Origin of the sequence: Mucilaginibacter sp. (assembly GCF_036568825.1) — a bacterium.
In the GTDB taxonomy this organism is placed as follows: domain Bacteria; phylum Bacteroidota; class Bacteroidia; order Sphingobacteriales; family Sphingobacteriaceae; genus Mucilaginibacter.
Genome location: NZ_DATCRU010000082.1, coordinates 1 through 23,348 on the forward strand (window position 1 = coordinate 1; position 23,348 = coordinate 23,348).

Annotated in this window: 22 protein-coding genes and 1 tRNA gene; 6 read left to right on the forward strand and 17 right to left on the reverse strand. The window is 41.8% G+C overall.

Annotation, left to right across the window (positions count from 1 at the left end; translation table 11 throughout):
* Nucleotides 1-4,300: RHS repeat-associated core domain-containing protein (locus VIM89_RS18205; protein WP_488157608.1), on the forward strand; the 4,300-nt coding region annotated here is incomplete at its 5' end.
* Between the two features lie 11 nt (nt 4,301-4,311).
* Entirely contained in the window at nt 4,312-4,656 is a 345-nt protein-coding gene (locus VIM89_RS18210) for a hypothetical protein (protein ID WP_488157609.1), read from the forward strand.
* A gap of 308 nt (nt 4,657-4,964) precedes the next feature.
* On the opposite strand, the gene VIM89_RS18215 is transcribed toward VIM89_RS18210, so the two are convergent.
* The 6 genes from VIM89_RS18215 to pyrE all read right to left on the reverse strand — a co-directional run bounded on the left by VIM89_RS18215 (nt 4,965) and on the right by pyrE (nt 9,636).
* A complete protein-coding gene (locus VIM89_RS18215) occupies nt 4,965-5,357 on the reverse strand; it encodes a type II secretion system F family protein (protein WP_488157610.1) in 393 nt (130 codons plus the stop codon).
* Between the two features lie 143 nt (nt 5,358-5,500).
* Nucleotides 5,501-5,573: transfer RNA gene (locus tag VIM89_RS18220), tRNA-Lys, on the reverse strand.
* An 80-nt stretch (nt 5,574-5,653) separates the two neighbouring features.
* Nucleotides 5,654-6,418: a DnaJ domain-containing protein gene (locus tag VIM89_RS18225; RefSeq protein WP_488157611.1), complete on the reverse strand. Its 765-nt coding sequence runs from the start codon at nt 6,416-6,418 to the stop codon at nt 5,654-5,656.
* Nucleotides 6,419-6,719: 301 nt separating this feature from the next.
* The gene (locus VIM89_RS18230) at nt 6,720-8,348 is read right to left on the reverse strand and encodes an ABC-F family ATP-binding cassette domain-containing protein (RefSeq protein WP_488157612.1); all 1,629 of its coding nucleotides are present in this window, start codon (nt 8,346-8,348) and stop codon (nt 6,720-6,722) included.
* A 118-nt stretch (nt 8,349-8,466) separates the two neighbouring features.
* Nucleotides 8,467-8,862, reverse strand: a complete 396-nt coding sequence (locus tag VIM89_RS18235; protein WP_488157613.1) for an SRPBCC family protein — start codon at nt 8,860-8,862, stop codon at nt 8,467-8,469.
* 132 nt (nt 8,863-8,994) lie between these two features.
* Nucleotides 8,995-9,636 carry an orotate phosphoribosyltransferase gene (pyrE, locus tag VIM89_RS18240; protein WP_488157614.1) on the reverse strand — a complete coding sequence of 214 codons (642 nt, stop codon included), beginning with the start codon at nt 9,634-9,636 and terminating at the stop codon, nt 8,995-8,997.
* Between pyrE and VIM89_RS18245 the strand changes: the two genes are divergently transcribed.
* Nucleotides 9,635-10,276: an NUDIX hydrolase gene (locus tag VIM89_RS18245; protein ID WP_488157615.1), complete on the forward strand. Its 642-nt coding sequence runs from the start codon at nt 9,635-9,637 to the stop codon at nt 10,274-10,276. The two genes, pyrE and VIM89_RS18245, sit on opposite strands and share 2 nt — an antisense overlap.
* Here VIM89_RS18245 and coaD read toward each other — a convergent pair.
* Genes coaD through nudK form a run of 3 tightly spaced genes read right to left on the reverse strand, consistent with a single transcriptional unit; the run spans nt 10,245 to nt 11,692 of the window.
* Complete coding sequence (coaD, locus tag VIM89_RS18250; RefSeq protein ID WP_488157616.1) at nt 10,245-10,706, reverse strand: pantetheine-phosphate adenylyltransferase; 462 nt, start codon at nt 10,704-10,706, stop codon at nt 10,245-10,247. The genes VIM89_RS18245 and coaD overlap by 32 nt on opposite strands.
* A gap of 45 nt (nt 10,707-10,751) precedes the next feature.
* Complete coding sequence (locus VIM89_RS18255; protein ID WP_488157617.1) at nt 10,752-11,120, reverse strand: DUF4406 domain-containing protein; 369 nt, start codon at nt 11,118-11,120, stop codon at nt 10,752-10,754.
* Nucleotides 11,117-11,692 carry a GDP-mannose pyrophosphatase NudK gene (gene nudK, locus VIM89_RS18260; RefSeq protein ID WP_488157618.1) on the reverse strand — a complete coding sequence of 192 codons (576 nt, stop codon included), beginning with the start codon at nt 11,690-11,692 and terminating at the stop codon, nt 11,117-11,119. The genes VIM89_RS18255 and nudK overlap by 4 nt, the downstream gene beginning before the upstream one ends.
* 60 nt (nt 11,693-11,752) lie before the next feature.
* On the opposite strand from nudK, the gene VIM89_RS18265 reads away from it, so the two are divergent.
* Complete coding sequence (locus tag VIM89_RS18265; RefSeq protein ID WP_488157619.1) at nt 11,753-12,499, forward strand: DeoR/GlpR family DNA-binding transcription regulator; 747 nt, start codon at nt 11,753-11,755, stop codon at nt 12,497-12,499.
* Nucleotides 12,500-12,644: 145 nt separating this feature from the next.
* Here the strand turns inward: VIM89_RS18265 and rsmD are convergent, their stop codons facing one another.
* From rsmD to VIM89_RS18280, 3 genes are all read right to left on the reverse strand, one after another.
* On the reverse strand, nt 12,645-13,184 hold the full coding sequence (gene rsmD / locus VIM89_RS18270) for a 16S rRNA (guanine(966)-N(2))-methyltransferase RsmD (protein WP_488157620.1): 540 nt from the start codon (nt 13,182-13,184) through the stop codon (nt 12,645-12,647).
* The gene (locus VIM89_RS18275) at nt 13,160-13,939 is read right to left on the reverse strand and encodes a DUF3822 family protein (RefSeq protein WP_488157621.1); all 780 of its coding nucleotides are present in this window, start codon (nt 13,937-13,939) and stop codon (nt 13,160-13,162) included. The genes rsmD and VIM89_RS18275 overlap by 25 nt, the downstream gene beginning before the upstream one ends.
* An 89-nt stretch (nt 13,940-14,028) precedes the next feature.
* Nucleotides 14,029-14,286, reverse strand: coding sequence for an Imm32 family immunity protein (locus tag VIM89_RS18280; RefSeq protein WP_488157622.1), 258 nt, complete (start codon nt 14,284-14,286; stop codon nt 14,029-14,031).
* A 93-nt stretch (nt 14,287-14,379) separates the two neighbouring features.
* Here VIM89_RS18280 and VIM89_RS18285 point away from each other — a divergent pair, with 93 nt between their 5' ends.
* Complete coding sequence (locus tag VIM89_RS18285; RefSeq protein WP_488157623.1) at nt 14,380-15,795, forward strand: ATP-dependent DNA helicase; 1,416 nt, start codon at nt 14,380-14,382, stop codon at nt 15,793-15,795.
* On the opposite strand, the gene VIM89_RS18290 is transcribed toward VIM89_RS18285, so the two are convergent.
* The 3 genes from VIM89_RS18290 to VIM89_RS18300 form a co-directional block, all read right to left on the reverse strand.
* Nucleotides 15,742-16,284 carry a hypothetical protein gene (locus VIM89_RS18290; protein ID WP_488157624.1) on the reverse strand — a complete coding sequence of 181 codons (543 nt, stop codon included), beginning with the start codon at nt 16,282-16,284 and terminating at the stop codon, nt 15,742-15,744. The genes VIM89_RS18285 and VIM89_RS18290 overlap by 54 nt on opposite strands.
* On the reverse strand, nt 16,281-16,571 hold the full coding sequence (locus tag VIM89_RS18295) for a hypothetical protein (protein ID WP_488157625.1): 291 nt from the start codon (nt 16,569-16,571) through the stop codon (nt 16,281-16,283). The genes VIM89_RS18290 and VIM89_RS18295 overlap by 4 nt, the downstream gene beginning before the upstream one ends.
* A gap of 64 nt (nt 16,572-16,635) precedes the next feature.
* Nucleotides 16,636-17,967 (reverse strand): sensor histidine kinase, encoded by a 1,332-nt coding sequence (locus tag VIM89_RS18300; RefSeq protein ID WP_488157626.1) that lies wholly within the window; start codon nt 17,965-17,967, stop codon nt 16,636-16,638.
* Nucleotides 17,968-18,172: 205 nt separating this feature from the next.
* Here VIM89_RS18300 and clpB point away from each other — a divergent pair, with 205 nt between their 5' ends.
* Nucleotides 18,173-20,785: an ATP-dependent chaperone ClpB gene (clpB, locus tag VIM89_RS18305; RefSeq protein ID WP_488157627.1), complete on the forward strand. Its 2,613-nt coding sequence runs from the start codon at nt 18,173-18,175 to the stop codon at nt 20,783-20,785.
* A gap of 102 nt (nt 20,786-20,887) precedes the next feature.
* Here clpB and VIM89_RS18310 read toward each other — a convergent pair whose 3' ends face one another.
* A complete protein-coding gene (locus VIM89_RS18310; protein WP_488157628.1) occupies nt 20,888-22,231 on the reverse strand; it encodes a hypothetical protein in 1,344 nt (447 codons plus the stop codon).
* A 49-nt stretch (nt 22,232-22,280) separates the two neighbouring features.
* Nucleotides 22,281-23,186, reverse strand: a complete 906-nt coding sequence (locus VIM89_RS18315) for a S1 family peptidase (RefSeq protein ID WP_488157629.1) — start codon at nt 23,184-23,186, stop codon at nt 22,281-22,283.
* Between the last annotated feature and the right edge of the window lie 162 nt (nt 23,187-23,348).

The window sequence follows — 23,348 nt, forward strand, 5'->3', positions numbered from 1 at the left end:
TGACGGAACGGGAACAGGTTACATCACGGAGCTTGGCGGTAACCGGGTGCGGAAGATCAATTTGACGGGCTATTCGCTGACAGGCACACTGCCTGCAGGACTGACCTTCGATCCGGCCACAGGCATTATCAGCGGCACACCCACGGCACAGACAGCCAACACCCAATTTTCGGTAACGGCTTATAACGCATACGGATATTCAACAAGTACCTTCAATATAAAAGCATCTGCCGGCTTACCTAACAACCCGGCCGGTGACTACGACAAAAACTGGGTTTACGTAAGGACCTATGATGAGAACGGAGTGGAAATAGGAGCGGCAAAAAGTTTCTACGACAACAACGCCAAACCGACACAAACACAGACGAAGAATGAAACTACGGGGAATGTACTGGCTACCCAGACAATTTATGACCTTCAGTCAAGGCCGGTGATATCAACCTTGTCAGCACCGACCAACAATTCGGCCTTTGCCTATAGTCCGAATTTTGTGACCGCTAATAATCTGCCTTACAGTTATTTGAACTTTGATGGAGATCCGACCAATACTACAACGCCTTATGCTAAGCTGAATAATCCCGATGCAGTCGACAATGCAACACAGGGAACACTCGGCTGGTATTACAGCGACAATAACACATCAGAACCATATGTGGCGGCGACCGGCTTTCCTTATAGTCGCAGTGACTTTTACAACGACGGAACCGGTGCACCGAAGCGGTCGGCAGGTATAGGAGAACAGCTAAAGATGGGCATGGGGCGCGAAGTAACGGGAAATAGTTTTCCCGTGCAGAACGAACTGAGCAATTATGTGGCCATCCGGAATCAGTTTTTTCCTTCCACAGTCATAGGTAACACCCCAGCGGGCATGGCCGGACAGGCCCTTCAAGCTGCATCCAAGGATCAGAATGGAACGACGGCAGTAACGATAACCGACCTTTCGGGCAAAATGACCCTGATGACGGCAAGGGCCGATGCGAGCGCCGATGCCTGGCTGTCAGTGAACAATACGCTGAGCCTGAGTAATTCAATGACGCAGTACAGTCTCACGGTCAATATATCCGCTAACCTGATCAACAGCCTTACAATCAATTCAGCAAATACGGTTACTGTATATGCCTCTATCCCGGGCAGCCCCGGCTGTACCCACTGTCAGGTATACCAGGGAGCGGGGAATAGTTATTCCTTCGCCGGATCGGGATATAGCTCATGCCAGGTGGTCTCTGCCAATCCTTTTACGGTAACGGCTTCCAATGCGGTCGGAGTGGTTTATGATCAGTCCGAAGCAGCATATGCAGAACCTTCCGGCAGTGCTATCCAGTACTTCCAGTTGGTTACGCCTTCCCTGGTAACGCTGACGGGAAGCTATACCTTGTATGACATGTCATCGGAAAGTGATATAACAACTTCTTTTAACAATGGGAGTAATCTTACTGCCGGTTATTACAAAGTCATCGCGAATGCGACGACAGATCCTTCAGTAACCAATACGGTAACCGTAGCTTACACCAGCAAATATTCCGATATCAGCTATAACTACTATAACCAGTTGGGGCAGTTGACCGCATCGATAGCACCGAAGGGCGTACAGCAATTGCTCGCCAATGGTTACAGCAGCATTAGCTCGGCAAGCCAGTTGCCTTTTGTCAGCCTGTATAGCTATGACCTGCAGGGGCGACTGACGTCGGCTACTACACCCGACGGCGGTACATCTAATTATGTTTACCGCACGGACGGCAAGATACGCTTCTCACAGAACGCCTATCAGGCCAACCCTGCAAATGCGGGACAGAGTAACTCTGAGAAGCTTTCCTATACAAATTATGACAATGCCGGCAGGCCGCTAGAATCCGGAGAATATATCGCCCCGGCCGGGACCTTTGCCGCATTGTCAGCTAATACAACCTTGCTGGATGCGACCGATGTGACAGCGAACATTATTGGTGCAACCAAGCAATCACAGATCAATACCTACTATGACCTGCCGGATCCAAGTCCAGCATATACTTCCAGCCTTACCGGTTACGTACAGGATCCGGACTTTTTAAAAGGTGCGGTAAGCTATACTAGTAATGCCAATAGCACTACCTGGTATAATTATGATGATCATGGAAGGTTGACCTGGATGGTGAAATCAATTAGCGGACTAGGATATAAGACGGTAGATTATACCTATAACGATCAGGGAAATGTAACGAAGGTAGACTACCAGAAAGGCACCTCATCAGAACGGTTCATCCACTATTACACTTATGACGCAGACGGCAGGCTGACTAATGTGCAAACGAGCCGGGATGACATAGCAGCCAACAAAGTACAGCAGGCAAATTACTATTACTACCTGCACGGTCCGTTGAAACGGGTAGAACTGGGCGACCATTTGCAGGGGATCGATTATGTCTATACAGCGCAGGGCTGGCTCAAGAGTATTAATACGCCGACACAGAATATCGCCAATGACCCCGGCAAGGATGGCACAGGCAATAGCTTTGCCAATGACGCCTTTGGCATGCAGATGGAGTATTTCCCTAACGACTATTACCGGGGCAATACGAATATCAATACAGTACAGACAGGGCAGCCAACTTACTATAACGGGAACGTAAACGGAATTAGTTGGCAGAGCAACAAACCGTCATCGGCATTGACCAATAATCCTAATATACAAAACCCCAATATGTACGCCTACAGCTATGACGCAAAATACCAGCTGACAGGTGCCACCTGGGGAACGCCATCATTTACAGGTAGCCCGTTCAGCCCGCAGTCAATCTTCAAGGAGCAGGTAACCGGGTACGACGCTAATGGAAACATCACGGGGCTACAGCGTACTGACGGCTCTGGAGCAGTGATGGATAATGATAATTTCAGCAAGTACAGTTACCAGTCGGGCGCCAACCAGTTGCTGGGGGTAGGTACCAATTCCAACCCCTCAGCCTATGCGAGCTACACTTATGATGAGATCGGGCGGCTTAAGAGCGAGACGCTTGTTGGAGCACCGAACCCGTACTACCTGCAATATGATGTAACGGGCAAGATTACGGGAATCTATAGCGATGCTTCCCTTTCCGCACAAAGTTTAACGGAAAGTTACAGCTATGATGAAAGCGGAAACAGGATCAAGACAACCAATGCTAATGGTACCACTTACTATGTATATGATGCCAGCGACAATGTGATTGCGATTTATACCGGGACAGCGCCAACAATTACCGAGGCCCCTTTTTATGGCGCTGATCGCCTAGGTACTTACTTCTATAGTGGCAGCAATTACCAGTATGAGTTAAGGGACCAGGTGGGTAGCGTACGCCTCGTTATTAACGGTACGAAGAACAGCAACGGTCAGGCCGACATCGTAACTTACAATGATTATTACCCTTACGGTAGCGTTGCCCAGAGCACAAGTACGCCTTACCGCTACACCTATCAGGGCGCCTACGCTGAAAAAGACGAAGTCACTGGATGGAACAACTTTCAACTCCGAATGTATGACGCCAAAATTGGCAGGTGGCTGACTATAGATCCCGCAGGACAGTTCGCTTCTCCTTACGAAGGAATGGGAAATAATCCAGTAACCGGAACAGATCCGACGGGGGCAGATTGCCCTGATTGTCCAGTATTTGGAATGTGGGAGGGAACCGAATTCGATTCTTCAGACGGCAATACTTACACAGTTAATGACGGAGAGTGGGTGTTATCTAGACAATTGGCTGGCGTAGAAATATCGGACAAAGCGCCAAATTGGGTCAACCAACGCATTAATATTTATAACAAAATATATGACCAGGTAAAAGCTGACTATAAACAACAGGCTGGCAACTTTTTCTTAGGATATCCGGATAATTTGAAGCAAATTGCAAATGCAAGATTTGCAAATCTCCTAAAAACAAACGATTTTTTAGGTGGAAGAGCCACTGGAGCCGGCGGGATTAGACCTGTATATGTAGAATTCGATGCAGCGTTATTTGTTGCAACCGCTGGAACAAGCGCGGAAGTTGAAGCTGCAGATGCAGAAATAAAAGTCTTTCGCGTTTTTGGTGGTGATTCGCAAGGTTTAGGTAGAAGTTGGACGCCCATAGATCCGAGCACTGTTTCTAACTACAGAAGTTTAGCTGGTTTGCCCGAAGGAAATACAGCACAATTTATTATAGAAGGGACAGTAAAGCAATCAGATATTATTATGACTAAAGGTGCTGACATAATCTATAAAGGCCAACAAGAAGGGGGGCTTACTGAATTTATTATAGACCCGAAGAATGTTAAAATAACGAACGTTTCTGGCATTAACCCACCATATTAATAGATATGACAATGTATATATCATCGTATGACTATTACAGTTTCCATACGCCTAGAAAAATTCTCAACTGTGACAAAATCACTATTGAAAACAAGAAAGTATTGGTAGTCGAAGTTGAACCACCTGTATTGGGACAACAATATGGACTCCCAAGTGATATTTCGACTTTATTCTTAATTAATAGATTTAACGAAAATGGTTTTGATCACTTAGATAAATTCCCAATCGATGTCTATGTTTTAATTTCAAACGACAGTAATAAGCACAGCCCTTCTTCGTTGGCAGATCTTCGGAATATTGTGTGGGCATGTCTTTATGATAATGAAAAAGATGCGCGGTTGCATAAGATTGCATGATATTTGTTTTAGGGACCGACTTTAAAAGCTGTGCGGTTTGAAGTTGTTCAGCTGAACTCTCTAATGTCCATAAGTATTTATAGTAACGGCCGATATAGTATATATTGGTATTATGAAGGGCTAAAATTGTAAAGACATTTACATGATGCCGTAGTTTTGGAAATTCCAACTTCAGAGCAAGAATGAAAGACAGGGCAGTGCAGATACAAGTTCATTATTTCCTTACTGAAAACTATTACTCATCTGAAACAAAGGCAAATACATCGCAATAAGAATAATCCCAACGACTAGTCCTAAAAAAATAATAATCAGCGCGGCTCCAGCATACTGCTCAGGGTCGCTGTTTTGTATTCTACCTCGTCTATGCATTGTTCAGATATCCGGGCAAAGAAATAATCCAGTTGGTTGGTTTCTTCGCCAATTTTGATGAGCTGTATCAATTTGGATGGATAGATACTGAACTGCTTCAGGCTTTGATGCAGTGGTTTTCCTTTTAAGATATCATCTTCCACTTGCTGCAAAGTGCTTTCAACGGGGTAGTAGCCGATCATCTGCCGGTTCAGGGCGATAGCACGAAGCAGCGGCAGCTTAGCATTGATCAACAAACGCATCGAATTACATAATCGCGCCAGATAGATCTTTTGTACAAGATTGCCAACCATCGGTGTTTTCAATACCAGTTGCGATGATATTACGAGCATAAGGGCCACAGACCAATAGTAATTGATCAAATAGAGTTTGGTCTAAGATTCAGAGTAATAAGGTTACCTTTGAACTCAAAACGGCTTTTTCGCACAATTTTAAACAAAAAAGCCCTTCCATTTGATTAGAAAGGCATTTGTAGTGACCCCGCTGAGGCTCGAACTCAGGACCCACAGATTAAGAGTCTGTTGCTCTACCAACTGAGCTACGGAGTCGGAATTTTTGGGTTGGCAAATAAACGAAAAATTTCTTTACTCCGAAAGCACGAAGCAGTAATAAAATTGTAACATTAAATTTATGGATTGGTAACGGTCCATTTAGGCACGTAACCGGTCTGTCCATCGAATACTACTTTATAAAACTGCCCGTCTTTTTCCAGTACCGTAACTTTAGAATGGTCCGGAATTTTGACCAGTACAGGAGAGGTGTAGTTGGTTAACTCATGCAGGTAGATCACGCCTGTAGCGTTAGCATGAAGGTAAGTAGAGTAAGGGAAAGATTGCTGATTTACAACCGTGTCGTGTTTGGCTATTGTTGGCTTGCTAACGATGATTGGAGCAGATATTATACTATGGTGGATTACACTGTCTTTTGATAATACCTTAGTCTGATTAATAGCTGGTGCTTCAACTTTGGTTTTATGCTTTTTTCTATGATGAACTATTGGTTGCGGAGCAGTTACTGGTGTTTGTACCGCTGGCGTTACCACGGCGACTTCTTTCTGTTTATTGCTGCCCTTCAATAATTTCATTACATACCAGCCAAATAAACCGGTAAATAATAACAGCACAAGAGTAGCAGCAACATTCAGGTATTTGATTTTAAAGTAATATAATCGCCGCTGGTAGTTCTTCTTATAGGCAGTATCATATTTACGGCGTTGATCCGGATCGCTCAGTATCTGGTAGGCTTCGGTGATCTCCTTAAAATGATCTTCGAGAAAATGGTCGGAATCCCTTTCATCGGGTTGAAGTTTCCTGGCCAACTTTTGATAAGCAGTATTTAACTCATTGGTGGTGCAGTCGCGATCAGTTCCGAGGATATAGTACAGATCCTTCATTATTAATCAAATACATTTATTGTTGTTTTGATTAATTTTTGAAATTATAGTTTAATCAGGCTGAAAATAAGTCAATAAAAAAGGCCCTCATTGAAGGCCTTTGTATAAGTATTTTATATGCATGAACCAGATGTTGTCTAAAAACTATGTCATTTCGAACCCACAATAAGGTCGTGTAGGGGGCGTGGGTGAGAAAACTTATCCGATATGCAGAGTTCGTCGTGTATGGCGTATAAGTTTTCTCCTCACCGCCTACGCTCAATCCCACTCAGGTTCGTCGAAATGACATATTTTTTATTTTTTACGCTAGTGCGTATAAATCATCTCTTTGTTTCTGCACCGCATCGCTGTTGATGTATTCATCATACTCCATCAGCTTATCAATATAGCCGCCCGGAGTAAGCTCGAGGATACGGGTAGCGACAGTTTGCGTCAACTCATGATCTCGTGAGGTGAACAGGATAGTTCCCCTGAAATCACGCATGCCGTTGTTTAGTGCGGTAATTGATTCCAGGTCGAGGTGATTGGTTGGTTCATCAAACAATAACACGTTTGCCTGCTGCAGCATCATTCGGCTGAACATGCAGCGCATTTTTTCACCGCCCGATAGTACATTGCTTTTCTTCAATACTTCTTCACCGGAGAACAGCATACGGCCCAGGAACCCACGAATGAACTGATCGTCCTTTTCACCCGGGGAATACTCACGCAGCCAGTCGATCAGGTTTTCATCCTTGCCTTTAAAATATTCAGCATTATCAGCAGGAATATCGGCAGGGTTGATAGTTACACCCCATTTAAACTCACCTTTATAATCCTTATCACGACCCATCAGGATATCATAGAAAGCAGTAGTAGCCAAACTATTTTGAGACAGGATAGCGATCTTATCATTCTTGTTAACAGTAAAAGTGATGTTGTCAAACAGCAACTCACCGTTTAACGACTTGCTCAGGTTTTCAACCCGCAATATCTGGTCGCCTGCCTCACGTCCCTGGTTATTGAAAATAATTCCCGGGTATTTGCGGTTTGATGGTTGAATTTCGTCAAGGTTAATCTTATCCAAAGCCTTTTTACGGCTGGTCGCCTGTTTCGATTTGGAAGCATTAGCACTAAAGCGGCGGATGAATTCCTGCAGTTCCTTCACCTTATCTTCCATCTTCTTATTCTGATCGGCACGTTGTTTCAATGCCAATTGGCTCGACTCGTACCAGAAAGAATAGTTACCGGTATAAATGGTCATCTTACCAAAGTCAATATCCACCACGTGGGTACAAACCGTATCAAGGAAGTGCCTGTCGTGCGATACTACCAGTACGATAGCTTCATACCCCGCCAGGAAATCTTCCAACCAGCTGATTGTGTGGATGTCCAGGTCGTTGGTAGGCTCATCCAGTAATAATATATCGGGGCTTCCAAAAAGTGCCTGCGCCAATAACACACGTACTTTTTGGTTACCGTCCAGTTCTTTAACTAATTTATAGTGCAGGTCTTCTTTAATGCCCAGGTTGCTCAATAGGGTAGCGGCATTGCTTTCAGCATTCCAGCCATCCATTTCGGCAAACAGGTTTTCCAGTTCCCCGGCGCGCTCACCATCTGCATCGGTAAAATCTTCTTTCAGATAGATAGCGTCTTTTTCTTTCATGATAGAGTACAATTCCTTGTGACCCATCATCACGGTCTCGATCACTGAAAACTCATCAAACTCATAGTGATTCTGCTTTAAAACGGCCATACGTTCACCCGGAGTAAAGCTTACTGAGCCTGTTGTAGGATCGATATCACCCGAAAGGATTTTAAGGAAAGTAGATTTCCCTGCACCATTGGCACCTATGATACCATAGCAGTTGCCCTGGGTGAATTTTAAATTAACTTCTTCAAACAGTGTACGTTTACCGTAGCGTAACGAAAGATTGGATACTGTAATCATGCTGCACCTCTAATTTGCCGCAAAAATACGGTTATTAAGGTAAATTTCATCGGGTTCAGCAACTTATATTATTCAGCGTCGCGGAGATATGAAGTTTATATGACTTACAAATAGGAGATTACCCAAGCACTTCAGCCAGACTTTGTATCTCATGATCTGCCAATTTTTGCAGTGGCCCGCTTGCCAGCATTTTCATCATCATATTCAATTCGGCAGAAATAGTAAACAGCACTTCGGTATGCGTTCCGGCGTCGGCCAGCTTCCAGTTTAGTTGCAGATCAAAAGGAGGTTTTTCAGAAGGGATGATATTTATTTCAGCATCCTCAACCCGGCTATCAATTTTCAGCGCCAGTTTGCCCATATTCTGAATGTCGAACCGGGCTTCATCATAGGTTGATACCCAGTTCAAAATATTCTCAGGCATTAATTGCTGATGATTATTCAGATCAGCCAGAAACTGGTATACCTCATTTACTGGCTTGTTAATATTGATTTTGTTTTCGAAGGTAGTCATGCTAATTTTGAGTGGTGAGTTATGAGTATTGAGTGAAAAACTCACGACTTAATCAAATAGTTTTTTGAATCAATTAATTATAAGTATTGAGAAAAGACTCACAGCTCAGTACTCACAACTTAAAACTAAACTTTACTGTCCCCAGGTAGAAGGAGATATACGCCATTTTGCTAATAGCTCCGATTCAGCAGTAGAGATATAATTATTTTCTTCGGCGTATTTTAATAAAGCGCTATAGTTTGACAGGGTGACGAATTTGCATTTCGCTTCTTTAAAGTTTTCGGTGGCCTGATCGAACCCATAAGTAAAAATTGCGGCAAGACCGGCAACAGTACAACCTGCATCTTTCAATGCCTGTACTGCCTGCAGACTACTTTTTCCTGTTGAAATGAGATCTTCAATAACAACTACTCTTTGACCGGGAATTACTTCGCCCTCAATCATGCTTCCGGTGCCGTGTTCTTTTGGCTTGGAGCGCACGTAAATAAAAGGGAGGCCCAGTTCCTGCGCAACCAATACGCCTTGCGGAATACCTGCAGTAGCTACCCCCGCAATACAGCCGACTACACCAAACTCTTCCTGGATAAGTTGCGATAGTTTTTGCCTGATATAAGTACGTATGGTTGGATGGGATAGGGTGATACGATTGTCGCAATAGATTGGTGATCTCCAGCCTGAGGCCCAGGTAAAAGGATTATCAGGTTGCAATTTAATTGCTTTAATTTGTAGCAGGAACTCCGCTACTTGTTGTTCTATCTCACTTTTATTAAACATGGCTCAAAAGTACAGAATTTATATCAACGAAAAAGTTATATTGCTAACCCCGTCGGTTCCAAAAAGTGTGGAAAGATATCAAAAAATTGATGCACAGACCTTTGACCTAAAAGCTTTTTACACTAAGTATAATGGCAAGCCCGGCAATAAATTCTTTTTCATACACTGTACCGATGCGAAAGAGTACCTCAAAAAAGTGATGAGAAGCATTACAGTGATCGATGCAGCGGGAGGGATAGTGATTAACCCCAAAGGAGAATACCTGTTTATTTACCGCAATAAAAAATGGGACTTGCCAAAAGGGAAACTGGAAAAAGGCGAAGGTAAACGCGAGGGTGCGGTACGCGAGGTGGAAGAGGAGTGCGGCATCATCGTAAACAGCATCGGCGCTCGCGTATGTAAAACGTATCATACCTATACTAATAAAGGTGAGATAGTGCTGAAAAGAACTTATTGGTACCAGATGGGTTATAAAGGCAGTGGCAAACTTAAGCCACAAAAAGAAGAAGGGATAACCTCAGTTCGCTGGTTCCGCAAAGGACATATTGAGGCCATCATAAAAAATACCTTTCCATCAATAATGGATGTACTGGCAAAAATGGACCTGTTTACAGAAAAGCCAGTGCCTCTTTCGGAATAAACTGGCTCACATCGCCCTGGTAACGCAATATTTCGCGTACGATGGTTGAACTGATGGATGAATAGCCCGGTTTGCTTACAATAAAAATGCTCTCGATATCAGAGGCGAGCGCATGATTCATTTGTGCGATGGCTTTCTCATATTCAAAGTCGGACACGGTACGTATGCCACGTATCATATAGGTCGCTCCAATACTTCTGGCAAATTCAACCGTCAACCCATCGTAGGCAACCACATGTATTTTTGGTTCATTTTCAAATACTGCCCGGAGCATTTGCTCACGCTGGGCAACGCTCAACAACCCTTTTTTGGAGCTATTGTCACCAATACCAATATAGATTTTGTCAAATAATCCCATTGAGCGTTTAATAATATCAACGTGGGCCTTGGTAACAGGGTCAAACGAGCCGGGGAAGAGAGCGATCTGCATAGTTTTTGTTGTGCTTAGCTCACCAAAAGTAATAATCCTTTGGCATTAATTGCCAATGATATCTTCGATATGATAATAAACAGGCAGTCCTAACTGTTGTGCAACTTTTACATCATTATCAGCGCCGGTTGATTGTCCTTCCATGCGTAATATAGCATCGCATTTGGTGATGAGTCGATGAGCAACTGGATAGGATATTTGCTGATAGATTTCGTCTCCTGGCTTTTTTGATCCAGCCATTTTTAGTAAAGGCAAAGCCAGCCATTCACCAATCAGCGGAATATGCCCGGCGCGAAACAGAGTCAACGCAGCAGACTCAAGTCTTTCTAAATTTTGCTGCATCAATACAGGATCGTCATTGGTGCCAGAACGATATGGCCCGGCAACGAGAATAGTTAATGGTTTTGTATTCATATCAGGTTATGGATTTGTGCATGTTGTAAAAGCATAATGGTTTTGCCGTCTTTTATCTCTCCTGTTTTTATCATATCGAGAGCCTGTTGAAATGGAATTTCAAGCACCTCGATGTCCTCACTTTCTTCCTCCACACCGCCACCATCGCTTACTTTCATTTCCTTAGAGTATTCGGCCACAAAAAAGTAGATCAACTCGGTCACTGATCCCGGCGACATGTATACTTCGAGAATTTTCTTTACATCAGATATTTTGTAACCGGTTTCTTCTTCGGTTTCGCGTTTGATGCATTCTTCGGGGTTGTCTTTGTCTAAAAGTCCACCGCAGCTTTCTATCAGGTAGCCGGTTTCATTTCCGTTTACATAAGTAGGTATGCGGAATTGGCGTGTTAGTATTACTGTCTTTTGCGCTTTGTTATACAGCAGGATAGTAGCCCCGTTTCCGCGGTCATATGATTCCCGGCTTTGCACCGTTACCGATCCATCCGCATAATGCGTTTCGTAAGTTACCTTGTTCAGTCTGTACCAATTATCTGATAACAATTCGTTTTTGATGATCTTATAGGTTTTCAAAATGAATTTGATTGTTTTTGATTTATTTTGATTATTTTTGAACAAATTAAAACATAATAAGTGAACTTTCAAAAAAGAAAGCAAATAATCCTGGATAAGCTGAATAGTGTAGGTGAGGTGGATGTAAAACTTATAGCAGTTGAGCTTGATATTTCAGAAATTACCATTCGTCGTGATTTGAACCAAATGGCAAGCGATGGTTTGCTTTATCGTACCCACGGCGGAGCGATGAAAGTTAACCCGCTGGAGATCCCTCATGAATTTGTAAACAAAGCAGCTAAAAATGTCGAGGCAAAGGACAAGATCTGTCGTGCCGCCGCTGATCAGATCAATCATGGCGATATTATTTTTATGGATTGCGGCAGTACGGTGTTCAGATTATGCCAGTTTATTAAAGGGAAGAAGATAAGGGTGATAACCAATTCCATTCCCGTGGTATATGAGCTGCAGAATAGTCTGGTTTCACTAAACATCATTGGCGGAGAATTCAATGCTGAGCGCCAGGCAGTGCATGGTTCAGTGGCGAATGAGCACATCGCTCGTTACAAAGCTAATAAGGCATTTTTAGGGGTAGATGGCATATCCCGCAATGGATTATTCGCCAACAGCGAACTGGAAGCTGAAATTACCCAGGCATTTGCATCGCATAGTGCAAAAACTTATTTATTATGCGATGACAGCAAAATAGGGAAGGAGAGTTATCTGAGGTTTGGCGAGTTGTCAATGATCAATGCGATTATCACTAACTCAAAGTCGGAAGAGTTGGCTTTTTTTAGGAAGAAGGGTGTTGAAGTGATTAATGTTTAATAATAATCACGTCATGCCGAATTTATTTCGGCACCCCACAGGACATTCACGCTTGCTTGGTTTGCGACATGCATAGCGAAGACTTTTCTACCTCATACCTTTATGATGGGGTGCTGAACTAAATTCAGCATGACGTTTTTCGGGTTTATTCCGCCGCTTTAAAAAACGAAAATGACGAATGCCCATATTTCCTTTGTTCAACAAAAGAAGGATGATTACTCAGATTTTGCAGCGATTGGTGCTCAATGATTAATAGTCCATCAGAAAGCAATAAATTCTTATCAAAAACAATCTTAGCAATCTCAGGAATTCTGTTCAAATCATACGGCGGATCGGCAAAGATGAGGTCATATTGCTCGGTTTCCAATTCAAGATATTTGAAAACGTCTGCTTTGTATGTCTTGATCTGCTCTAGATGGTGCTGACGCGCGGTGTCTTTAATATAATTAATGCAATGTATACTACGGTCGACTGAGATAACCTGTGCGGCTTCTCTTGAAGCAAATTCAAAAGAGATATTTCCGGTTCCGGCAAAAAGGTCGAGCACTTTAATGTTTTCAAAATCGATCTGGTTTTGCAGGATGTTGAACAGCGCTTCTTTTGCCAGGTCAGTAGTAGGACGTACGGGCAAATTCTTAGGCGGATTAAGCCTGAGTCCCTTTAAACTGCCGCCGATGATCCGCATAGCGATAAAGCGGTGAGGGTTAATATATCGTGGGAAGTGGTTTGTTCAGGCAACGCAAGTGCACGAAGATTATTCAGTATCAACTTGCCAAAGAAACGGTCAAGACGAATACCGTTCTCATCATCCGGACTAATGCTCCCGCTTAAAACAAGTGTGATATCGCCCGGTTGCAGTTGCAGTTCACTGGCAACGAGCGTGGCAAAATAAGCCAGCTCATCCGGCACTTCAAACTCAAAACTATTGTAAAAACGCAGTTTGCCCTCTTGAAAGTTTACAAATTCGGCTTTGTTGCCTTCTACATTCAGGTATACCTGGTTATCTGTCGGGTTATTGGCAGCAATAAGCTTTACCCATCCTTTGGGTGTAAATACAATATTGTTGATGCCAAACTTTTCGGATACCACATCCACCAAGGCTGTATTGGCTTTGAAGATCACCTGGTTGTCGGCATCCAGCGGCTGGGAGAACACTTTCTCATTGCGTTTTACATCCAGGAAGCGTGCAAAATCGGCAATCTTCTCCGGGTTAAACAAACTGGCCGGAACAAGTGTAAAACTGGTGTAAGGCACTCCAACAATATATTGGCTATATCCGGCAGACAACATTTTATTGCTATCCGATGGATGTGTAAGTTCAGTTAGCTCAAGATTTTCTTTCAGGACAAGCAACCTGCCCTGGCCCGCAACAGCATATGAAAACGAATTTAAGCCGATCCTGATCAATAAAGTATAGTCGGCGTGTTGATTTGTGTTCAAGTTAATATGATTGTTTTAGATAGTTGCGGTTACGAAGCAGCTAATGGCAAAAGTAATATTTTTGAATTTAGGTTTTAATCTATTTGGCTTTAAATCTTTTCAATAATCAATTCCTTCGAACCACTTTCTAACGAATTGTTTTGGTCATAATGAATATGACAGCCTACAGGCACAGTATCTTGAGCCAAAGTCAAGAATTGAATCGCAAGCGAAATTAATCCTGCTTTATTCGAGCGTATCAATACATCTTTATCAGACTCTTTTACCCTAATTTCAAAATCGTTTTCCCAGTCAATTTTTAAGCCATCTTCTTTATTGTATTCAGGAATTTCTAATGTAATAATCATTATGGGTTTGTTATTTTTCGAATATAGCTCAATTAGGCAGGCAATCGTAATTCGTAAATCTAAAATCGTAAATAATATTCCGCATTTTTGTTCGTGCCTGCAACAGAACAAATTATTAAAGCTTTCCCGCATGAACCTACTGCCCAGCAGTTGGAACTGTTTGATAAACTGCATGAATTTTTGATCAGCGACAATGGCGATGAGTGTTTTATACTGAGAGGCTACGCCGGTACGGGTAAGACGACAGTTGTCGGGGCATTAGTAAAAGCACTTAAATACTACAACTATAAATCCGCATTGCTGGCGCCTACAGGTCGTGCTGCAAAGGTGATCACCAATTATTCAGGGCGAAAAGCGTTTACTATTCACAAGCGGATTTATCGCCGCAAATCGGCCATGAATATTGATGATGCTTTTCGGTTGGCAGATAACCTGGCTTCGGATACGCTGTTTATTGTTGACGAAGCATCGATGATCTCTGATGCATTAGCCGGCAATACCCGCGAAACCCTGCTTCACGATTTGGTAAGCTATGTGTATAACACCAAAAACTGTAAGCTAATGCTTGTAGGCGATACTGCACAGTTGCCGCCTGTTGGTGCCGATAACAGTCCTGCGCTTGATGTGAAACTGATGAAAGCTGAGTTTGCTCTGGAGATGTTCAGCTTTGAATTGACAGATGTGCTTCGCCAGCAAAAGGATTCGGGTATTTTGCTAAATGCAACCTCTCTACGGGATATTATTCGAAAGGGAAAAGTCGTTACTCCCAAAGTTGTCACCAAAGGCTTTAAGGACGTTTACCGTATGACGGGCGAAAGGTTAGAAGAAGGCCTCAACTATGCTTATAATAAATATGGTTATGATGGCACGCTGATCGTTTGCCGGTCCAATAAAAATGCGAACCTATATAACCGTCAAATTCGCGGGCGTATTTTATTGCGCGAAGAAGAATTGACCGGAGGTGATCAGATGATGGTGGTGCGGAACAATTACTTCTGGCTGCAGGATCAGGAGGAGGGGAGTACCGGTTTTATCGCCAACGGAGATATCGCCCGGATTAAAAAAGTGCGCCGCTTTGAAGAAATGTATGGCTTCCGGTTTGCCGATGTTCAACTGGAGTTTATAGATTATGCCGAAGACCCGATAGTGGAATGCAAGGTATTGCTGGACACGCTTTATTCCGAAGCTCCGGCTTTGCCGCCAACCGATCAGAAGAAATTCTTTTTGGAGGTAATGAAGGATTACGAGCATATCGCCAGCCGTAAAGGCAAACTGGATGAATTGAAATTGAACCCATACTACAACGCCCTCCAGATAAAATTTGCCTATGCCGTCACCTGTCATAAAGCTCAGGGCGGACAATGGGAAGCCGTGTTTGTAGACCAGGGTTACCTGACCGAAGAAATGATTAATATGGATTTCCTGCGCTGGTTTTATACGGCCTGCACACGGGCATCAAGGGAACTGTTTTTGGTGAATTTTGATAAGCGATTTTATGACACTGAATAATTTTTTTTCGGGCTTAATGCTCGATAATTGGAAATCGGTGTAGTCACAAATATAATCAGTAAAATCTTGACCAGAACAATTTACATTGTTGTTTGAATATGAAAAATATAGTGTAAGATTGTCATTATGCTTTGAACCAACATTATTATTTTGAAAGTGATCGAGTAAATAATCTTGTCTAATAATTATCGACTTTGTCCATGTGGATACATCTCGGACGATGAATAAATAATGCACTGGTATATTCGAAATGTTTTTAAGGTTTTTGAGTGATAAACTAAATTGAGCACTAAATCCTTTTTTCGTAGACTTCGCCATTGAAGTCTTAACCTGTACCTTTCTTAAGGTGCTATTATCATCCTGCACAACAAAAATATCGTCACCAATATCAACTTCAGGTATTGCCACATTCCAACCACGCATTAAAAATTCAGACATCACAGCTAAATGACCTGCTTTGCCAAGGTATGAGTTGAATTTTTTAGTCACGGATTTACTTTGTGAAGAATATTCCCTGTTTGTGAGTCTATAAACTGAATTTCTTCTATCTTCTTTAAATCGTTGGGGTCATCTATTCCTAAAAGTGCAGGTGAGATATAGCTTTCAAGTTTTCCATAGTAAAGTTCAAAGTTGCTTTTGGTATCATAAGCAACAAATATATTATTGGCCGGATGAGCTCCGGGGAAAAGCTTTCTGATAAATTCACGGATACTTGGAGTTATACTAAAAGTATAACCATCCATTTGTTTATTGACATTTATTAATATGGAATTCATATTTATAAGACTACTTACCAAATATACATCAAACGTTTCAAAAAATAAATTTATGATAATCGTCTTAGTCGACAGTAGGAAGTTTAATAATAAACGTCGAGCCCTTCTTCTCCTCGCTGGTCACATCGATACTACCCTGATGGTTCTCAATGATCTGTTTAGAAATGCTCAATCCTAATCCGGTAGATTGCTCACCCCGCAGACCGGGGCGGCGCGCTTTTGAGAAGCGTTCAAAAATATGTGGCAGCAGGTCTTCGGGGATACCCAGGCCATAATCTCTTACTTCTATAACCGCGCTGCCATTTTTGGCACTCAGGTAGATTTCGATTTTGTTGTTATTCTTGGAGAATTTCAAAGCATTCGTGATCAGGTTGTCCATCACCCGCTGAAATTTTTCGCCATTTATTTGTACAAAAACCTGGTTTTTGGAGCTTATAAGTACAATATTGTTTTTAGCTTCTTTCTGAATTTTCCATTCATTAATAATGTTCTTCAAAAAGTAATTCATTTCAGTACGCTGTGTTTCAATAATGTTGATGTTCTCGTTATTGGCCGCATCCAGCAGGTCGGCAATAATACCGCGCGCTTTCACGCAAGATGATTTGATCATCTCCAGGTTTTCGCGGGTTTCACCATCTATTTCCTCCATCTCCATCATCAATGTCAGTGTTTCAATGGCGCCTATCGGGTTACGAAGGTCATGTGCCACCATACCGAGTATTTCATTTTTAAATGCACCGGCTTTTTCAATGGCGATATTTTTCTCCCTGATATCTACCAGCTGCAAAAAATAACTCGATTTATAGGAATAGAAATACCTCGATATAAAATAAAAGCAGAACAGCATGATGACCGATATCAGCTGGTTATAGATCATCTCCATACCCTCGTTCTGGGTGTTATAAAGTAAGGCCGTGAATAAGCCCTCTGTAATAAAAACCAGTACCAGCGCTTCATCCCACTCAAATACCAGTACCACGCTGATGATACTTAATGCAGTAAGGTAAATTGTCATCGAGTTGCGCGGGTCAGAAGTAGCGATAAAGCTCGAGAACATGCCGCAGAGGATGATGTACAAGGCAAACAAAAAAACAAAAATGGTCATCACAAAGTTGGCCTTCTTTTGTTTCTTGTAGAGGTAAACGAGCAGATAACTGCAGCCGAGAAAGATGGGCGTAATGGCGATATACAGCCAGTTGGTAAAATTGAATTCGGGATAATTTTGCGCCCGGGTAAGGCTTTCGGGAAATATAGCATAGAGTAAACGCAATACGACATTTAGGATCAGGAAGATGATACTGCCTGTCCTTACAGCTCCAAGGTTCTTAAGTGTATAATAGTCGCGGTACGAAATCCTGGTTTTACCCCGGACTTTATTATTGTTTTGGTTACTCAATACATTAAATTATAGTATATCAAAGATAAAAAAATTAGGAATATACACAAGCAGTAATAGGGTTTTACTGCCTGATAATGTTTCGGTTATGGGTATAAAAGTAGACAAAATGTCTTTCAAAACTAATTTCCTCGTGACATTTTTTCATTTTCATAAAAATGGCAATTTTTTTGATGATATAGTGTACATACAATAATCAATTGGCATGAATTTTAACAACTTCACTATAAAAGCACAGGAAGCCGTGCAGAAGGCTTCTGAGATTGCAACTGGTAACCAGCAACAGGCAATTGAGAATGCTCATTTGCTGAAAGGCCTGTTATTGGTTGATGAGAATGTGATCTCCTACTTATTAAAAAAACTGAACGTGAACCTCAACCGGTTGAATGACAACCTGGACGAACAGATTGCATCGTACCCAAAGGTAAGCGGCAGCAATATTTATTTATCATCAGAGACTAACTCGGCTTTGCAGAAGGCACAATCGTACCTGAAGGAATTTAAGGACGAGTTTGTATCTGTCGAACATATATTATTAGGTATCCTGGCTGCAGGCGGTAAAACCAGCACTGCGCTGAAGGATATGGGCGTGAATGAAAAGGACCTTAAAAAAGCCATTATTGAATTGCGTGGTGATACTAAGGTAACCGACCAAAACGCCGAAGCTACCTATAACGCATTGAACAAATATGCCCGCAACCTGAACGAGTATGCCGAATCAGGCAAGCTCGACCCGGTTATTGGCCGTGATGAAGAGATCAGGCGGGTAATACAAATATTATCACGCCGTACAAAAAATAACCCGATCCTGGTAGGGGAACCCGGCGTTGGTAAAACAGCCATTGCCGAGGGTATTGCTTTCAGAATTATCAAAGGTGATGTGCCTGAAAACCTGAAGACTAAAACCGTTTATTCGCTGGATATGGGCGCGCTGATAGCAGGCGCCAAATACAAAGGTGAGTTTGAGGAACGTTTGAAAGCGGTTATTAAAGAAGTAACACAGGCTGACGGTGAGATCGTCCTTTTTATTGACGAGATCCACACCCTGGTTGGTGCAGGCGGTGGCGAAGGGGCCATGGATGCTGCAAACATTCTGAAACCAGCCTTAGCCCGTGGCGAATTAAGAGCAATTGGTGCTACTACGCTGAACGAATACCAGAAATACTTTGAAAAAGACAAGGCGCTGGAACGTCGTTTCCAGATGGTATTAGTGGATGAGCCGGATACACAAGATGCTATTTCCATCCTGCGTGGTTTGAAGGAACGCTACGAAACACACCATAAAGTGCACATCCGTGACGAAGCCATTATAGCAGCTGTCGAAATGTCACAACGTTATATTTCCGACAGATTTTTGCCGGATAAAGCTATCGACTTAATGGATGAGGCCGCTTCTAAACTGCGTTTGGAAATGGATTCCGTACCCGAAGAGGTAGACGAGCTTGACCGTAAGATCATGCAGCTCGAAATTGAGCGTGAGGCGATCAAGCGGGAAAAAGATGAAAAACGAGTAGAAGAACTAAGCGAAGAAATAGCCAATCTTTCATCAAAACGAGATTCACTTCGTGCGCAATGGAAGAGCGAAAAGGATGTGGTAGACAATATCAACCACAAGGTTGAACAGATTGAAAACTTTAAACTGGAAGCTGACCAGGCCGAACGTGCCGGTGATTATGGCAAAGTAGCCGAATTGCGCTACGGTCGTATCAAAGAGGCCCAGGACGAGGTAGAAAAACTGAAAGCTACTTTACTGGAAAACCAGAAAGAACACCGCATGCTGAAAGAAGAAGTTACTGCCGAGGATATTGCAGGTGTAGTTTCGCGCTGGACAGGCATCCCGGTTTCAAAAATGATACAAAGTGAACGCGAAAAGCTGCTTCATTTGGAGGATGAGCTTCACAAACGTGTGGCAGGGCAGGAGGAAGCGATTGAAGCGATCAGCGATGCTATTCGCCGCAGTCGCGCCGGTTTGCAGGATAAAAAGAAGCCTATCGGTTCGTTTATATTCCTGGGTACAACCGGTGTTGGTAAAACCGAGCTGGCAAAAGCTTTGGCTGAATATCTGTTCAATGATGAAAATGCGCTGGTGCGTATCGATATGTCAGAATACCAGGAACGCCATGCAGTGTCCCGTTTGATCGGTGCGCCTCCGGGCTATGTGGGATATGATGAAGGCGGTCAGTTGACTGAAGCCGTTCGTCGTAAACCATACAGTGTGATATTGTTAGACGAGATCGAAAAAGCTCATCCGGATGTATTCAATATTTTATTGCAGGTGCTGGATGATGGCCGTTTGACTGACAATAAAGGCCGCGTGGTAAATTTTAAGAATACCATTATCATCATGACCTCGAACATCGGTTCGAACCTGATCCAGGAAAACTTCCAGGATTATGATGAAAGCGATAAAGAAGCTGTGATTGTTAAAACCAAGAACCAGTTGTTCGAATTGTTGAGGCAAACTATCCGTCCGGAGTTTTTGAACCGTATAGATGAGATCATCATGTTCACTCCGCTTAGCCGCGATGAGATAGGCGAAATTGTGAAACTGCAATTTAGGCATGTTCAGGATTCGCTGGCCGAAATGGGTGTAACCATCGAAGCTTCGGAAGAAGCCTTAGATTGGCTGGCACAGTTAGGCTACGACCCACAGTTTGGTGCAAGACCACTGAAACGTGTGATTCAGAAGAAGATACTGAACGAATTGTCTAAACAAATACTAAGCGGTAAAATAGACAAGGACAGCAAAATAAAACTGGATATGTTCGACAACCAGTTCGTGTTCCTGAACACCCATGAACCGGAACACGCAGAATAATAAGTCTATTAATTAATTTTAGCTATATATACAGAAAGCCACCGAAAGGTGGCTTTCTGTATATATAGAAATCCAGTCTGTTTTAATGATTGCAAAAATATGTTATTGATTAATTTTTTCGTTTAACAGCTTTAAAATTTCGCTAGCCTTTACCACAAAAGACAAATTATTATATTCATCAATGGCAAACTCTAAACCAGCAAATTCAAACCATTCAACTTTTTTCTTCTTTTCTTCTTGAGAATTAATAAAAAACACTGGAGAACCGGAGGCTCCTTTTGCGGTTTTGGGGTTCAGAACCAAATTCAAAGAATCCACATTGTTGTAGATATAATTGAGATTATAATTCCGGGCTATTTTTCCTGTATAAAGATTTGATTCATTCAAAAGGGAATTGTTTTCTGGAGTATTATATAAAAATTGAAATTTGTTTAATTCATCCTGTGGGAATCCCCAAAAAACCACACCTTCCACCTTTGTTGGTTTTTTGCGATGTGCGAATACAAAATCCTCTATAGAATATATGACGGCATGTTTAGGTAAGTCTTTGATTTCTATAATTTCAATATCAGGATGTCTTAAAAAAGAATTTTTGGTTTGTATAATATCTTTAGGTTTATAGTCTATAACAAAAAAATCGTATCTTTTAGTGGAGTCATCATAATATCTTACTTCTATATCTGTTAACTTAGGTTCTTGAGAAAAAAGATCAAGTGTTTGCAAACCAGGTTGAGAAGGTTGACCTAATTGTAAAACGGGATGGCTGAATAGCAGCTGTTGCAAATCTGGTTGACTAAGTTGAGCCCATGGTAATGATGGCTGACCGGATTGAGGTACTTGTAAATCAGGCTGATTCGGTAGGGTTAATTGTAAAGGAGTTAGGCCTGATTGTGGCTGTTGTAAGACCGGGTTATTAAGTTGGGCCCATTGTAAAGATGGTTGAGTGTTTTGAGGCACTTGAGCATCAACCTGGTTCGGTTGGGCCAATTGTAAAGGAGGCAGGCCTGATTGAGGCAGTTGTAAATCCGAAGGATTAAGTTGAGCCCATTGTAAAGGTTGCTGACCAGAATGAGGTATTTGCAAATCAGGCTGATTCGGTTGAGCCCATTGTAAGGGTGACAAGCCAGATTGGGGTGATGGCAGAAATGGTTGATTTAGTTGTGGCTCATGAATATTAGGAATACCACTAAAAATGTCGGTACTAGATTCTTTTTCATTATTGACGACATGTGAGGCAGTGATTAGAAATAATCTTTCTTTTACCCTAATAAAAAAACATGTTCCCCAACTCAAATGAGTTTGAAAACCAGGCTTAAAATCATCTCTCCTAAATGGTCTGTCTGTTTTGAAAATTAAATAAGAATAATAATAAAGAGAATCCGTGGATACTTGCGAGAAAGAAATGCTTGGCAAAAACAATAGGGTCAATAATATAATCTTTTTCATGTTTTCTTGTCCAAATGTTATTTAGAGTTTGGCTCTATTTTCGTTTAAGCTATTTTTTATAAATGAAATTTCTGAGCATAGGCTTGAATGCTAATAGCTCACTTGATTTTATAACTATTGCGATATTAATTGGAATGTTTGTTGTCGTTGTAACATGAGCATTGCTGACATTTACTTCTCCTGTAATCGGAGTATTAACAGACTCGACGTTTATTCCTAAAAGGGATAATCTACTACCAACAGTTAACCCACCTTTCCTTGAACTATATGAACCTTGATTATATAGAATAATAGGTGACCCACTGGAGCCAGGATATATTGGTATATCTAACAAAAATTCTGGTTTACCATCATAATTTAGATAAGTTGGGGTTGCTGTTAAACCTTTACGGACGACAGGTAAATTATTTATCTTATCCCAAAAGCCAACCGGGTACCCTATCATTAAAACATCTTCAATCGCAGTCAGATCATCTAAAAGACTTTGATTGGGAAGATTACTTTCGTTGAAGTATACTATAAATGGGCTCTTTCCACTTTGAATCATTTCCTTCTCAATCTTAGAAATAGGCATGATTGCCAAATCCTGTGTTGGATGTTTTATCCATAAGGTCGAGAACGAGTCAATGTTTTTTGTCACAATATGCCCGTAATTTGGACTATTGCCACCTTCTGTAAATCTTAGAATACCTTTTTTTGAGTTTTTAATAACATGAAAGTTTGTTACAATGCAAGTGATAGTATCTTTTTCAAAAGTAAATGCAAAGAAAAATCCGGTTCCTACAGAGGTAAATTGCAGTCTTTGTCCATTAATCGTTGTATCGCCATAGCATTCTATTCTCGTCGTGGCATTAACAAGGAGTTCTGGGATAGAAATTGATTGTGCCCTTGCTAATTCATTGCACAATTGAAATGACAACATTATTAATAAAATCTTGACTTTCTTCGTTTTCATGAGATATGACTTTATTATATACAAATCTAATTTAAAACCTAAAAAAATTAGCAATTTTTACTAATTTTTTTATCAACAATTGCTTGTATTGCGCATTCTTCTGTTGAGAAAGTTTGTCGATTAAAGTTCCATTAGTATAAACAAGCGGCTCAAAAGTTTTTA

Bases quoted from the DNA above. Each gene is read 5' to 3' on its own strand.
- VIM89_RS18210 (WP_488157609.1), top strand. From the start codon at position 4,312: ATGTATATATCATCGTATGACTATTACAGTTTCCATACGCCTAGAAAA.
- VIM89_RS18215 (WP_488157610.1), bottom strand. From the start codon at position 5,357: ATGCTCGTAATATCATCGCAACTGGTATTGAAAACACCGATGGTTGGC.
- VIM89_RS18225 (WP_488157611.1), bottom strand. From the start codon at position 6,418: ATGAAGGATCTGTACTATATCCTCGGAACTGATCGCGACTGCACCACC.
- VIM89_RS18230 (WP_488157612.1), bottom strand. From the start codon at position 8,348: ATGATTACAGTATCCAATCTTTCGTTACGCTACGGTAAACGTACACTG.
- VIM89_RS18235 (WP_488157613.1), bottom strand. From the start codon at position 8,862: ATGACTACCTTCGAAAACAAAATCAATATTAACAAGCCAGTAAATGAG.
- VIM89_RS18245 (WP_488157615.1), top strand. From the start codon at position 9,635: ATGGCTCAAAAGTACAGAATTTATATCAACGAAAAAGTTATATTGCTA.
- pyrE (WP_488157614.1), bottom strand. From the start codon at position 9,636: ATGTTTAATAAAAGTGAGATAGAACAACAAGTAGCGGAGTTCCTGCTA.
- coaD (WP_488157616.1), bottom strand. From the start codon at position 10,706: ATGCAGATCGCTCTCTTCCCCGGCTCGTTTGACCCTGTTACCAAGGCC.
- VIM89_RS18255 (WP_488157617.1), bottom strand. From the start codon at position 11,120: ATGAATACAAAACCATTAACTATTCTCGTTGCCGGGCCATATCGTTCT.
- rsmD (WP_488157620.1), bottom strand. From the start codon at position 13,184: ATGCGGATCATCGGCGGCAGTTTAAAGGGACTCAGGCTTAATCCGCCT.
- VIM89_RS18280 (WP_488157622.1), bottom strand. From the start codon at position 14,286: ATGATTATTACATTAGAAATTCCTGAATACAATAAAGAAGATGGCTTA.
- VIM89_RS18295 (WP_488157625.1), bottom strand. From the start codon at position 16,571: ATGAATTCCATATTAATAAATGTCAATAAACAAATGGATGGTTATACT.
- clpB (WP_488157627.1), top strand. From the start codon at position 18,173: ATGAATTTTAACAACTTCACTATAAAAGCACAGGAAGCCGTGCAGAAG.
- VIM89_RS18310 (WP_488157628.1), bottom strand. From the start codon at position 22,231: ATGAAAAAGATTATATTATTGACCCTATTGTTTTTGCCAAGCATTTCT.
- VIM89_RS18315 (WP_488157629.1), bottom strand. From the start codon at position 23,186: ATGAAAACGAAGAAAGTCAAGATTTTATTAATAATGTTGTCATTTCAA.